The sequence below is a fragment of the Halomonas urmiana genome, assembly GCF_005780185.1.
GTDB classification, from domain to species: Bacteria; Pseudomonadota; Gammaproteobacteria; order Pseudomonadales; family Halomonadaceae; genus Halomonas; species Halomonas urmiana.
In genome coordinates, this window is sequence record NZ_VBUI01000029.1 from 1 (window position 1) to 12,189 (window position 12,189).

Consider the following 12,189-nt stretch of genomic DNA (forward strand, 5'->3'; position numbering starts at 1 on the left):
CTACGGCGCCCGCGCTACCTGGGCGGCCCCATCCTTCCCCGCACTCAAAGTACGGGGCATGTCGCGCATTTTGGTCAGGATAGGTCAATCGGCCCTGATGATGGCTCTTTCTGAACCACTTCATTAGGAGGCTTATCGGGGTGTCCGCTCCAATTGGACCACTTCAGAAGCCTCGTCGTCCCCCATCTGATCAGCACCTCCTGGCCTCGTCCGTCGGTGCCCCACGGAGACGCTGTCGCTCACGGTCTGTAAGTGAAGGTTAAATCAAATCCGTTTTGATGGCTGTGAGCCTGCTCACGCTGGTGATACCCTAAGCGGGTTGGGTGACTGCATAAGGCAACAAATGGACTTAGCGGCTCGTGCGTATGATGCGCGCAATGCGACACGAGGCTTAGCGACAGGGTATGTCGGACCTGCCTGCCTACCTCTTCGGTAAAACGTCTCGCATCACGGCGGCTCCGAGCTTCCGGGCTTCCGGGGCAGAGTCGGTCGCTATAAAGGGAACGGTAGCAGCTCAGGAGGTTGGTATGCAGGGTATGCCGGCCCGGGGTATGCAGGCCAGGTACGCCCGCACCTCTGAGCTGGAAGCCGCCCGGTTCGCCGAGCTGGCCGAGGCCGAGGGTTCACAGGCGTTCCTCAACGAACGCCATAACGCCCTACGTTCCGACTACGCCTGCCGCCAGGCGCTGGTGGAGATTGACGTTCGTGTTGCTCAGGCCCTGGGTCTCACCCTGGAAGGGCTGCTCACCATCTACCGCGCGCAGTTCCCGGTGATGCGCCAGTACGAAGCCGACACCAGGTACGACCAGAACGGCCGCATCCTCTTCACCCCCGGCATGGGCCTCGTCGGCGTCGGTCTGCCTCGCCAGGCCAAGCCCGTCGAGCTGAAGGAGGGCACCCACTACTCCATCGAATTCTCGAGCGCACGAAATACGGCATCGCCCTGGGCTGGGAAGACATTCTGTACCTGGAAAGCGGCGTGGTGTGCAAGACGTATCAGGACGACACCCTCCTCGGCGGCCCCTACAAGACCACGGTGGAGTACCAGGCGCTCTTCACCCGCCCGGATAGGGAGGAAGGTTGTCGGGTCGCATGGGAGATTTTTGAGAATGAAAAGAATTTGGCATGAAGCCAAATACGTGGCCGCAAGAGCCACAGAATGGACGGCGACATGATGTCGCCAATCAACGCAAAGGAAAGAAGGGAACATGAAAATGAAAATGCTCAAGCTGACTGCTGCTATCGCTACCCTGTCTCTGATGACTGGCTGTGCCTCCATCGTCGGTGAAAAGGAGCAGACGGTGACGATCAACAGCAGCCCGAGCAACGCCAATGTGCTGATTACCGACGAGCGCAGCATGGAAGTGCACTCGGACACCACGCCGACCACCGTGCAGCTGCGCAAGGCGGATGGCAGCTACTTCGGTGGTAAGACTTACACCGTCGAGCTGTCGAAAGATGGTTATGAAAACCGCACCATGATGATCAGCTCCAACCCTAACGGCTGGTACGTCGGCGGCAACCTAATCTTCGGTGGCCTGATCGGCTGGCTGATCGTCGACCCGCTGACCGGCTCCATGTACAACCTCTCTCCGGACACCATCAATGCGTCTCTGGGGGAGAGTGTGGCTACCGCAGAAGATGGCAACTCCGAAATCACCCTGGTACTGGTCGAGGACGTGCCTTTGCATATGCTCGACAAGATGCAGTACCTCGGCAAGATCTGATCTTTCTCTGGCACCGCCTTCGGGTGGTGCCATTCTAGAAGCGTGATGAGGAGAAGCTAGCATGACAACACGCGGAACACTCGCTTTCGCCGCTATCGGTCTGGCTACTATTGGCCTGACCGGTTGCGGCTCCGTTGGCGTTCAGCCTGTTTCCATAGGGAAGGCCAAGCCACCCAACTGCCAGCTCGATAGATATGTCAACGAGCGCGATATCGAACGCACCTATTCATAGAGGCGGTCAACCCTGTCTCTTCCCTGAATCCGTGAGACTGGCCCCCTGAAGCGCTTCTAACCCACTGACCTGCATGGCAATATAGCTGATATCGCCATTCACCCAGACAGTGCCATGTCCAACGTCAAGTTCCGCGCCAGTCGCCGCACCCTCACCAGCCACGCCGGGCTATCCATCATCGGGCAGTGCTTCGAGATCGCCGGCGTCGACAGCATCGACAGCCGCTTCCCCACCACGCTGGGCATGCGCACCAGCGACGTGACCAAGAGCTACCTGGGCCTGCTGTGTCTGGGCATGAGCGACTATGACGCCATCGAAAACTTCCGCCGCGACAAGCCCTTCCAACAACTGCTGACCCTGCAGAAGGTGCCGAGCACGGCGACGCTGCGACAGCGGCTTGAGAAACTCGCCGCCAACGACCTGCAAGCGCGCACCGCCATCTGGTCCACTACTACCCTGCTGTCACTGGCGGAGGCACCGATCACCGCCGAGACGACGCACGTCTGCCTGGACATCGACACCTTCGTCATGGACAACAGAGCAATTCCACAGCGAGATCAAGACCGATCTCGATCTGGAGCGGCTGCCGTCGGGCAAGTTCGCCACCAACGACCTGATCCTGCATCTCGCCCAACTGGCCTACAACATCTTGCGGCTGATGGGCCAGCTAGGCATGACTGGAGAGCTGAGCCCGGTCCGCCATCCGGCCAAGCGGCGCCGGCTGCGTACCGTGTTGCAGGAACTGGTCCATCGTGCCGCCGTGGTGATCCATAAGGCGCGCCAGATCATCCTCGACTTCGGGCAGGACATCGGGCGCATGACGGTGTTGAACACCCTGCGAAGCCGCCTGCGCTATCCGCGAGGAACGCCATGCTGATCACCTGTCGGACAACGCCGCCAAGCAGAGGGCTGATGGTCACCAGCAGCCAGCATCATCGTGCCCGGCGGGTAGAAATGCATGACAAAACGGGGCATCGTCGCCGGCCGACGCAGCAATGGTCGGCCATAGCAGGCATGCGCTCGGCGATTGAGACGGGATCGGAGGTCAAAAAATGCTCGCTGGCGGTGATAGGGAAAGTGTCGGCGCCGGCTTCACGGCTTCAGGTCTTCTTGAAAGCGAGCCTGCAAGGATCGAATTTGATGAGGTTGCTCGGCGACCAGTTCCTGCAGTCGCTGGTGGTCGTTTCCATCCAGGATCGGCGTGCGACCACTACGAGGCTTGCCGACCAGACCATCGAGGCCTGATGTCTCCCACTGCTTCAGCCATCGCGATACGGCATATCGGCGAACCTGCAGTATCTCACTGCTCTGGTTGATCGTATGGCCTTGATCACTCAGCAGAATGGCATGAGCGCGTCTGCGTAGGGCTGGCTTCTCACCGTGGTGATAAGCCGAGGTCAGCGTCTGCTGTTCAGCTTCAGTGCGAGAGGAAACGAAGCGGCGCCTTGCCATGGGTTCATCCGTGTCAGTGATCCAAACACTGACAATCAACGAAAACTTTGGATCGGGAACTTAGGTCGAATGCTCGTTTTGTTCTAGGATAATGTCGCATATATTCAATCCGCTCGTCTATCTCTTGGTGTTTGATGACCGATGGTGGGGCCAGCATGTTGCTCTAGGCTTGCCCCCAACAAGAACAACCACTCGGAGAAGTCGAGATGTTGGACAAGACCAAGCCCCGGATCGGGCTGCAATTGGCTGTGCTGCCAATTCTTTTGACCTTCATTGTTCTCGGTATCCAGCTATTCATGTTCGATACCTTCACTCCACATGTCCCCCTGATCATGGGTATCGGGATTGCGGCCCTAGTCGGTCGCTGGAATGGCACTTCCTGGAAGGACATGGAGGAAGGCATGCTGCACGTGGTAAGTGTTGGCCTGCCTGCTATTGGCATCCTGATCCTTGTCGGGATGTTGACCGGTGTGTGGATCGCCAGCGGTACGGTGCCGACGCTGATCTATTTCGGTCTTGAATTGATCAGCCCGCAGCTATTCCTGGCGGCCGCGGCGCTGATGTGCGCCGTCGTGTCGGTGTCACTTGGCACCTCCTGGGGAACTGTCGGCACGGTTGGTCTGGCCCTGATGGGAATTGGAGCAGGCTTCGAAATTCCGGTGTACTGGACCGCAGGTGCCGTGGTATCGGGTGCCTTCTTCGGTGACAAGGTGTCTCCGCTCTCGGACACTACCAATCTGGCTCCTGCCGTCACTGGCGTGGACCTCTTCGACCATATCCGTAACCTTGTGCCGACCACTCTGCCGGCCATGCTGATTGCATTGGTGATCTATCTGGTGGCTGGCTTCAGTCTGGTGGGTGACGAGTCTTCCTCTCTCGCCAGGATTGCCTCCATCAACAATGGGCTGACAGAACACTTCATGCTGTCCTGGTGGACGGTGCTGCCAGTGGTACTGGTCATCGGCCTGGCGGTCATGCGCATGCCAGCGATGCCGGTACTGTTTACCGGTGTTCTCCTGGGCGGGTTGGCCGCTCTGGTCTTCCAGGGTGAAAATATCAAGAACCTCTTCGTCTACGCTTTCTCTGGTTACGAGATTGCGACGGGGGTAGCCGCAATCGATGGCCTCCTCAATCGCGGTGGCATCCAGTCCATGACCTGGGTCATCACGCTGCTGCTGATTGCGCTTTCCTTCGGCGGAATTCTTGAGAGTACTGGATCCATGCGGGCGATTCTCGATGCAGTCGTGAAGCGCATCAAAGGGTTCGGGTCCCTGCAGACGTCGGCGATCGGCAGTTCGATGGTGACGAATATCGTCGCCGGCGATCCCTACCTCTCGATCGCCCTGACGGGCCGCATGTTCGGTCCGGCCTATCGTGGCATGGGGTATTCGATGCTCAACCTCTCCCGCGCCACTGAGGAAGGGGGCACACTGGTCTCTCCCCTGGTGCCGTGGAATGCCGGTGGGGCCGTTGTCATCACTTCCCTGGGGCTTGGGGTCTACAGCGGATCACCCATTGATCTGCTCTATATTCCACTGGCCTTTGCCTGCTGGCTCTCACCGCTGATCGGTATTCTCTACGCGTGGACTGGGTGGTTCTCTCCGCTCGCCAGCGATGAGGAGAAGAACGTCTGGGAAGCCCAAGGGGAGGAAGTCATGGAATTCGACACTTGGGGAGATGAAAGCGTGCGTTTCAACAGGGACGTCTACCGCGTGAACTGAGTCGGTTTTCCAGGTAACAAGTTCTCACTTCCTTGCTATGACCGGCATCCACATGGATGCCGGTTGAAGTTTGTTCCAAACACACCGCGCACGGCATCAGGCTGATTGCCGCGCTACTCGCCACGGCTGCCGCCCCGGCTACGTTGCCAGAATGGTGATGAGTAGGCTACGACCATGTTTCGTGTAGAAGGACTCGCCCGCCGGGTTTGCCGTGCGGTGGCATTCGTTAAGAGCGCTTTTCAAAACCTTGATTCGCGCCCATGACAACCCCAGCTTGTCGGTATGGCCAAGAAGATCGTATCCGACGAGCTTTGGGAGATCGTGGAGCCACTTCTGCCGCTGCAACGTCCACGCAAGCTGCATGCAGACAAGGCCTTCGATGCACGACGTTGCCGCCGGGCCTGTCGCATCCGGCACATCCGTCCCCGAATTGTCCGCCGTGGCATCGAAGATGGCCAGAAGCTCGGTCGTCACCGCTGGGTGGTGGAACGTACCTTCGCCTGGATGGAGCGGATGAGGCGCCTGGCCACACGTGACGAACGCCGTGCCGACATCCACGAGGCGTTCACTCTGCTGGGCTGCTCGATGATCTGCTTCAAACGGCTCATGAAAGCGTTTTGAAATAAGCTCTTAACCCCTGTTCTATAGGAGGCTCAAACCCCCTCCACCTCGATCCCGTGTCGGGCGAGCCACCCCTTGCGCTGCTCGTAGTCGGGCATGGCGCGCTCGAGGCGGCGCCAGAAGGCAGGGGTGTGGTGGGGCTCGTGCAGGTGAACCAGCTCGTGGACGACCACGTACTCGGCGATATGCCGGGGCAGCAGGATGGTCTTCCAGTGGAAGTAGACCCGGTTGCCCTTGCCGCAGGAGCCCCAGCGGTAGCCAAGATCCTGCACCTTTACCCCGGCGGGCTCGACACCCATGCGCCTGGCGTGCTCCTTCACCTTGGCGGTGAGCCAGTCGCTGGCGCGGGCGCTGTACCAGCGGACGAAGTGCTCCCGGGCGTCGGGCAGGGCGTCCTCGCGTAGCTGGAAGCGCCCGGCGACGAGCTTGAGCGGGGCGTCCTGGGCATCGCTGGCCACCCGCTTCAGCCGGTAGCTGCGCCCCAGATAGAGGAAGCCCTCGCCGTTGACGTACTCCTTGCGCGGCAGCCGGCGCCGGCGCTCGGCCTTCTCGGCCAGTTTCCGGTAGATCCACAGCCGCTTCTCGAGCACGAAGTCGCGCAGGTGCTGTTCGTCGGTGCCGGTGGGCGCGGCGATGACCAGCTCGCCGTCGCGGTCCACGGTGATCTCCAGCGTCTTGCGGCGCGCGCTCTCGCGCACCTCGAAGGTGAGGTCGTCCACGGCCAACTGCGTCATGCGTTCACCAGCTTGTGGTGGTTGCTGCGCGCCAGGTCGAAGAGCCGCTCGGCGGTGGCTTCGGCCTGGTTCATCGGCACCAGGCCACCCATCATCAGCTGGCTGAACAGGTGCTGCTTGAGGCGCTCCTGGTCGGGGATGTGGGAGGGTTTCCAGAAGTCGGGGATGGCGATCTCCTGCTGGATCGTGGCCACCACTTCTTCGGTGGCGTCGAGCAGCGTTTGGGCGGTGGCGGCGTCCATCTGCTCGACTTCCAGGCCGGCGCTGGCCACCAGCTCACGCCAGAAAGGCTCGGCGTGAGCGGGCATCTCGGGGATCGCCTCGCCATCGACGCTGGCGCCGTCGCGCAGCTGTTGGATCAGCGTCTGGAGTGCCTCCACCTGCTCGGCCCACTGGCCATCGAGCGCCTGGAGCAGCTCTTCCAGACGCTCGCTGAGGCGGCCGTACTTCACCGGGTCCTCATCCAGGTGCTTGCGCACGTGGGAGCGCACCGCGTGTTCCATCTCCGAGGCCTTGGCGCGCTCGCCGACCTGGCGGCCGATATGCGCGTCGAACTCGGCGTCGGTGAGCTGCACCGGCGGGATGCGCGGGTCGATGCCGAGCGAGATCACGTAGTCGTCGATCAGCTTGCGCACCTTGTTGCCGATGTCGCGGCCGAGCTCCGGGGTGTCCTTGTAGCGATTGCGCGCCAGGGCGTGGATGTAGGCGAGCCGCTTGGCGTCGTTGACGAACTCGAGCCCCTCGGGGCGCGGCAGCACGTCGTCCAGGCCGCGGTTGAACTCCTTGAGCTTGACCACGAACTCGGCGCGCACCCGCTCGTCGGCCAGCGCCTGCACCCCCTCCTCGGCGTCGTCCAGGTCGTCCACGCCCTGGGCGCGCAGCACGTCGATTACCCGCAGGTGACGGTCGCGCAGCAGCGGGATCTCGTCCTTGAGGCTCTGCAGGGCGCCCTCGATGTCTTCCTCGCTGTAGGCGGCCAGTGCCTCCTTGAGGTGGTTGGCCACGCCGAAGTAATCCACCACGATGCCGTGGCTCTTGCCGTGGCCGGTACGGTTGACCCGCGCGATGGCCTGCAGCAGCTCCGCCTCGCGCAGCGAGCGGTCCAGGTACATCACCCCCTCGATGGGGGCGTCGAAGCCGGTGAGCAGCATGCTCTTGACGATCAGGAAGGCCAGCGGGTCGTGCTTGGCGAGGTCCTTGGGGATTGCCCCATCCAGCGGCGGCAGCGGCTTCTTGAAGCGCTTGATGTGGTTCTCGACGGCGGCGCGCTCGCTCCACCTGGCCCAGGTGGGGTCGTCGTTGTTGCCGCTGCTGAACACCACCGCGAACTCCAGCTCGCGCAACACGTGGCGATAGCGCCAGGCCTGGATCGCCGCCTTGACCCGGGGTGGGCGCAGCAGCAGCTCGCTATCCTCCAGCGCCTTGTCCTCGGGGGAGAGCGCCATGGCCTCCTCCAGCAGCTCGGCCTTGGCCTGTTCGAGGGCCTCGAAGTAGCGCAGCGCCGCCCGGCGGCTGTAGGCCACCAGCTGGGCCTTGTAGCCGTTGGGGAGGATATGGGTGACGTAGTGGCGCAGGATGTCCTGGGCCTTCTCCTGGATCAGCTGCGGCGCCTCGAAGATCTGCCCCTTGGTGGCGTACTTCTTCTTGATCGCCTCCAGCTCTTCCTTGCTGTGGTCGCGGAACAGGTCCTCGAACAGGCCGTCGAGGCTGGCGCCGTCCTTGATCGCCCCCTTGGCGGTGCGTCCCTCGTAGAGGATCGGCACCGTGGCGCCGTCCTGCTCGGCCTCCTTGATGGTGTAGCGGTCGATGTACTCGCCGAAGATGTCGTGGGTGCGCTTCTTGTCGCCCATGATGATGGGCGTGCCGGTGAAGCCGATGCGGGCGGCGTTGGGCAGGGCGCGCATCATGTTGGCGTGGAGGTCGCCGGCTTGGGTACGGTGGGCCTCGTCCACCAGGATCAAGATGTCCTCGCTGGTATTGAGAACCTCGAAGGGCTCGCTCAGCGTCGGCTTCTTCGGTGTGCCGCTGCCACCCGAGGCACCAGGCTCGGCGGCATCGCGTCGGCCGCTGTCCAGCCCGCCGGCGTGTGCCTCATCCGGCTCTGCCTCGCTCTCGTCCTCGGCATCCGGGTCGCGATACTTCTGGATGGTGCCGAATACCAGGCCGGGGCCATCGCGACCCAGCAGCTTCTTGAGCTGGGCGGTGTTGCCGGCCTTCTCGACGCTCTCGCCGGTGAGCTCGGCAGTGGCGGAGAGCTGGGCCTGCAGGTCCTTGCGGTCGGTGATGACCACTACCTTGAAGCGGCGCAGCGCCGGGTCGGTGCGCAGCTTGCGCACCAGGAAGACCATGGAGAGGCTCTTGCCGCTGCCCTGGGTGTGCCAGACGATGCCGCCGCGGCGATCGCTCTCGCCGTCCTGGCGGCGCGTCTTGCCGAGCTTCAGGCGCTCCACGGCCCGGGTGACACCGCGGAACTGCTGGTAGCGGCAGACCAGCTTGATCTCCTGGCCGCCGATATTCATGAACAGGGTGTAGTGGCGCACGATGTCGAGCAGGTTGGCCCGGGTGAGCATGCCGGCGACCAGGCGCTGCTGGGCGGAGAGATCCGCCACGCCGAGATCGATGGCCACCTCCGCCTCGCGCATCGGCGCTACCGTCTTCCAGCTCAGGTAGTGGGCGAAGCGGGCGCCAATGGTGCCCACGCGCGCCTCGTCGAAGTTGCTGGCCACCAGGAACTGGCTGGTAGCGAACAGCGCCGGCGCCCCCTCGTGCTCTTCGACCTCGTTCTCCAGGAAGCGCTGGTCGTGGTACCGGCGCAGCTGATCCACCGCCTGGCTGAGGCCCTCCGGCACCGTCCGGCTCTTGCACTCCACCACCACCAGCGGGATGCCGTTGACGAACAGCACCAGGTCCGGGATCACGTGCCCCTTGGCCGAGTCGTGGCCGGGCGGGCACTTTACCTTGAACTGGTTGACTACGGTGAAGACGTTGTTGGCGGGCTCGTCCCAGTCGATGTAGCGCAGTGTCTGGCCGCGACCGCCGTCCCAGCCCTCGAGCCCCTCGACGGGCAGGCCATTCACCAGCAGCTCGGTGGCCTGCTTGTTGGCCTCCAGTACCTTGCTCGCCGGCAGCCGGGTGATGGCCGCCACCGCCTGGTCCAGGCGCGCCTCATCGAGCCAGGGCTCGCCCTTGCGCAGGTTGAGCTTGCGCAGCCGCTCACGCAGCACGGGCTCCATCACCACCTGGGCGAAGCTCTCGCGGTGGGTCACGGCGGGATCGTCCACCGAGCCGGCCAGGTACTCCCAGCCCTGACCCACCAGCTGGTCGATGAAGGGCTTTTCGACGTCCGTGTACTCGGGACCTGCCATGCCGTGGCTCCCTGCTTGTATTCACTTGCCCGAGCATACCAGCCCGGAGGCCAATAGCTCGTTTCGGATATTGCGACTTTTGTTTATTTCGAATAGCCTGGCCAGTAACGATGGAACACGAGACGGCAGCCAGCAGTAGCCGGGGTTGCCTGGAGGTCATGCCATGAACCATAACGCCCGGGATACAGTGCCCCACGATGCCGAGCTCACCCGCTTGGCCAGGGCCAGCGCCACCGAGCTCAGCCAGCTGCTCCGTGAGCGGCCCGAGAGCGACCGTGCGCACATCAAGCTGGATGGTGCTGACCTGGTGCTGCCCCGTCAGGCGCTGGTGCTGCTGCGTGACCTGCTGACCGAGATGGCCCAGGGCAATGCCGTGACCATCCTCCCCACCCATGCCGAGGTGACGACCCAGGAAGCCGCCAACATGCTCAATGTCTCGCGGCCCCATCTGGTCAAGCTGTTGGAAGAGGGCGCGATTCCCTTCACCCGAGTCGGCACGCATCGCCGGATTCGCCTGCAGGATCTTCTGGCCTACAAGCGCCAGCAGGAGGAGGCCTCCGAGGCAGCTCTACAGGAGCTGGCCGACCAGGCTCAGGACCTGGACATGGGCTACTGAGTGTCATCTTGCCGCACTCATAGAGAACCCACTCATTCTCTTGCTTTACCCAGCGGCCAGGCGGGTAGTTCCAGCAGTTTGTAACGAGGTCTGCCGCGCCCGGCCTGGGTCACCAGCATCTTTACCTGGACCACCTGGCCGCGATGGTCATTGATGGAGTCGGGAGCTTCAACGCCCGGCCCTATCTTGGCCGTCAGCCACTCCTTGTTACCTTCAATCTGGAATTCGCAGCTGCCCTTATGAGGCATTGCGCCTCCAAATACTACCGAGAGCGCTTGTTCGCTCTCGGATAGATACTCCGTGCTCAGTCGTTCGAGGCTGCGTTTGACTTGGCTAGAATCCTTGAAGTGAAATGACTTGTCGGCATATTTGAAGGTGCAGAACGCTTCGTTCTCATTGAGGACGACAACGAAGTCACGGATCTTGTTCAAGGCCCGATGATCCATATCAGCGGCGGCTTCTGCTAGCTCCTCATCGTCGATGCCGACACTGCCGTCCAATAGGTTTCGGGTCGCCTCCAGGGCTCGGGAAACCGTACTGTTATCGTCTAACTCCAGCTGCGCCGACGACTCCTGAAGCTGGAAACCAAAGGAGCCTCGTGCCGTGCCGGTGATCATCATCTGGTACTGCTGACGATTTGGAACTGGTCCGGTGGGGGCCAATGTGGCATGTAGGGAGGCGCCGACCGCGGTGATTGCTTCAGAAAAAGCGGACAGTGCCTTGGTAGCAAAATCGGCAATAACTCCCTCCGATCCTGCTACCGGACGCCCGCTGAATGTCAGCACGGCTCGAGCAAGTTCTCGCTCTTGAGGAACCACTTCCTCAAGTTGTTCCTTCACAACATTCAAGCGAGTTTCTACGCTGGCCCGATCCAGGACATCCTCGGGTGGAATTTTGTCCAACATTTTCTGGAGGCTGCTGACTTCCGCCTTGAGGGTAAAAAGCTCTTTCTGATTCATTGAGAGCCCTCCTGGTCTTTAAGCCTTTCAAGGTGCTCTCTGGCGGCTTGATCTGGCAATAATGAAACCTGAAGAAACCCTTTCCATGAGTCATCTCGGCGATGTGACCACATGCTGTACCAATAAGATGAGCGCTCGACCAACCTTTCAGGAGGAATGACGTTGATGGGCACGAAATAAGCATCAACATGGTAGTTTTTCTTTATCTTAAGTTGTGCATCGGGAAGAATTCCAACGATCTCATTGAGATTGTTCAGCACTTCCTGCTGGTTTGTTCCGTCAGGAAAATTAATAAAGCTGACTACGTCGATGTCGTTGGGAGGCCGTTTTTCAAGTGCCTCGACGTGCTCCATGTAGCTTCCATCCAGCCACTGAAACCCGTTGGTCAGCCCGGCATCATGCAGACCCTGCCGGTAGCGGAGAAAACCATCGAGTATTCTGATACGCTCCTTCGAAGTGCCGAAGCGCTGGACGAGATCGACCAGCGACACCTCATAGGGAGAGCGAGTCGGCGATGTCGGGTTGTTGGCATCCACCGGCGGCAGTATGCCTTCTGCTGTCCATTCAGGAATCGGCACGTAGATCATGGGGCTTCCCTGCGCTTCTTCATTTGACTCGTTACTCTTAGTTTAGTTGCCCGCTCGAAAGCCCGCCATGCGCCACCTGACCCCTCGGGGGTCTTGCCGTTGGTGATGTCCTTGAGCAGCTCGGGCAGCGAGCGCTTGGTGCTGTCGAAGGTGGTCATGGCGGTTCCCTGTGCGA

Annotated in this window: 11 protein-coding genes and 2 pseudogenes; 7 read left to right on the forward strand and 6 right to left on the reverse strand. The window is 61.5% G+C overall.

The window, feature by feature from the left end; genetic code table 11:
• Window positions 1-527: 527 nt before the first annotated feature.
• The 4 genes and pseudogenes from FEI13_RS19210 to FEI13_RS19525 all read left to right on the forward strand — a co-directional run.
• Complete coding sequence (locus tag FEI13_RS19210) at window positions 528-1,175, forward strand: hypothetical protein (protein ID WP_193555749.1); 648 nt, start codon at window positions 528-530, stop codon at window positions 1,173-1,175.
• A 33-nt stretch (window positions 1,176-1,208) separates the two neighbouring features.
• Window positions 1,209-1,727, forward strand: a complete 519-nt coding sequence (locus FEI13_RS16050; RefSeq protein ID WP_240036548.1) for a hypothetical protein — start codon at window positions 1,209-1,211, stop codon at window positions 1,725-1,727.
• Between the two features lie 61 nt (window positions 1,728-1,788).
• Complete coding sequence (locus FEI13_RS19115; protein ID WP_158294557.1) at window positions 1,789-1,959, forward strand: hypothetical protein; 171 nt, start codon at window positions 1,789-1,791, stop codon at window positions 1,957-1,959.
• A 532-nt stretch (window positions 1,960-2,491) separates the two neighbouring features.
• Window positions 2,492-2,836 (forward strand): annotated as a pseudogene (locus FEI13_RS19525) (transposase); the annotation flags it as partial.
• A 227-nt stretch (window positions 2,837-3,063) separates the two neighbouring features.
• On the opposite strand, the pseudogene FEI13_RS16060 reads toward FEI13_RS19525, so the two are convergent.
• Window positions 3,064-3,411 (reverse strand): annotated as a pseudogene (locus tag FEI13_RS16060) (helix-turn-helix domain-containing protein); the annotation flags it as partial.
• Between the two features lie 206 nt (window positions 3,412-3,617).
• Here FEI13_RS16060 and nhaC point away from each other — a divergent pair.
• Together nhaC and FEI13_RS16070 are read left to right on the forward strand one after the other, a co-directional pair.
• Window positions 3,618-5,132, forward strand: a complete 1,515-nt coding sequence (gene nhaC, locus FEI13_RS16065; RefSeq protein WP_138182528.1) for a Na+/H+ antiporter NhaC — start codon at window positions 3,618-3,620, stop codon at window positions 5,130-5,132.
• Window positions 5,133-5,414: 282 nt separating this feature from the next.
• On the forward strand, window positions 5,415-5,753 hold the full coding sequence (locus tag FEI13_RS16070) for a transposase (protein WP_138182529.1): 339 nt from the start codon (window positions 5,415-5,417) through the stop codon (window positions 5,751-5,753).
• A 32-nt stretch (window positions 5,754-5,785) separates the two neighbouring features.
• On the opposite strand, the gene FEI13_RS16075 is transcribed toward FEI13_RS16070, so the two are convergent.
• A complete protein-coding gene (locus FEI13_RS16075; protein ID WP_138182530.1) occupies window positions 5,786-6,487 on the reverse strand; it encodes a M48 family metallopeptidase in 702 nt (233 codons plus the stop codon).
• Window positions 6,484-9,852 carry a type I restriction endonuclease subunit R gene (locus FEI13_RS16080; RefSeq protein WP_138182531.1) on the reverse strand — a complete coding sequence of 1,123 codons (3,369 nt, stop codon included), beginning with the start codon at window positions 9,850-9,852 and terminating at the stop codon, window positions 6,484-6,486. Before FEI13_RS16080 ends, FEI13_RS16075 begins: the two co-directional genes overlap by 4 nt.
• Before the next feature lie 163 nt (window positions 9,853-10,015).
• Here FEI13_RS16080 and FEI13_RS16085 point away from each other — a divergent pair, with 163 nt between their 5' ends.
• On the forward strand, window positions 10,016-10,468 hold the full coding sequence (locus FEI13_RS16085) for a helix-turn-helix domain-containing protein (RefSeq protein WP_138182532.1): 453 nt from the start codon (window positions 10,016-10,018) through the stop codon (window positions 10,466-10,468).
• 32 nt (window positions 10,469-10,500) lie between these two features.
• On the opposite strand, the gene FEI13_RS16090 is transcribed toward FEI13_RS16085, so the two are convergent.
• Genes FEI13_RS16090 through FEI13_RS19120 form a run of 3 tightly spaced genes read right to left on the reverse strand, consistent with a single transcriptional unit; the run spans window position 10,501 to window position 12,172 of the window.
• Window positions 10,501-11,427, reverse strand: coding sequence for a hypothetical protein (locus FEI13_RS16090; protein WP_138182533.1), 927 nt, complete (start codon window positions 11,425-11,427; stop codon window positions 10,501-10,503).
• On the reverse strand, window positions 11,424-12,014 hold the full coding sequence (locus FEI13_RS16095; protein WP_138182534.1) for a DUF6932 family protein: 591 nt from the start codon (window positions 12,012-12,014) through the stop codon (window positions 11,424-11,426). The genes FEI13_RS16090 and FEI13_RS16095 overlap by 4 nt, the downstream gene beginning before the upstream one ends.
• Window positions 12,011-12,172 carry a hypothetical protein gene (locus FEI13_RS19120; protein ID WP_158294558.1) on the reverse strand — a complete coding sequence of 54 codons (162 nt, stop codon included), beginning with the start codon at window positions 12,170-12,172 and terminating at the stop codon, window positions 12,011-12,013. The genes FEI13_RS16095 and FEI13_RS19120 overlap by 4 nt, the downstream gene beginning before the upstream one ends.
• Between the last annotated feature and the right edge of the window lie 17 nt (window positions 12,173-12,189).

What these genes read in the sequence shown, in the direction of transcription:
- FEI13_RS19210 (WP_193555749.1), top strand. Translation starts at nt 528, where the DNA reads ATGCAGGGTATGCCGGCCCGGGGTATGCAGGCCAGGTACGCCCGCACC.
- FEI13_RS16050 (WP_240036548.1), top strand. Translation starts at nt 1,209, where the DNA reads ATGAAAATGAAAATGCTCAAGCTGACTGCTGCTATCGCTACCCTGTCT.
- FEI13_RS19115 (WP_158294557.1), top strand. Translation starts at nt 1,789, where the DNA reads ATGACAACACGCGGAACACTCGCTTTCGCCGCTATCGGTCTGGCTACT.
- nhaC (WP_138182528.1), top strand. Translation starts at nt 3,618, where the DNA reads ATGTTGGACAAGACCAAGCCCCGGATCGGGCTGCAATTGGCTGTGCTG.
- FEI13_RS16070 (WP_138182529.1), top strand. Translation starts at nt 5,415, where the DNA reads ATGGCCAAGAAGATCGTATCCGACGAGCTTTGGGAGATCGTGGAGCCA.
- FEI13_RS16075 (WP_138182530.1), bottom strand. Translation starts at nt 6,487, where the DNA reads ATGACGCAGTTGGCCGTGGACGACCTCACCTTCGAGGTGCGCGAGAGC.
- FEI13_RS16080 (WP_138182531.1), bottom strand. Translation starts at nt 9,852, where the DNA reads ATGGCAGGTCCCGAGTACACGGACGTCGAAAAGCCCTTCATCGACCAG.
- FEI13_RS16085 (WP_138182532.1), top strand. Translation starts at nt 10,016, where the DNA reads ATGAACCATAACGCCCGGGATACAGTGCCCCACGATGCCGAGCTCACC.
- FEI13_RS16090 (WP_138182533.1), bottom strand. Translation starts at nt 11,427, where the DNA reads ATGAATCAGAAAGAGCTTTTTACCCTCAAGGCGGAAGTCAGCAGCCTC.
- FEI13_RS16095 (WP_138182534.1), bottom strand. Translation starts at nt 12,014, where the DNA reads ATGATCTACGTGCCGATTCCTGAATGGACAGCAGAAGGCATACTGCCG.
- FEI13_RS19120 (WP_158294558.1), bottom strand. Translation starts at nt 12,172, where the DNA reads ATGACCACCTTCGACAGCACCAAGCGCTCGCTGCCCGAGCTGCTCAAG.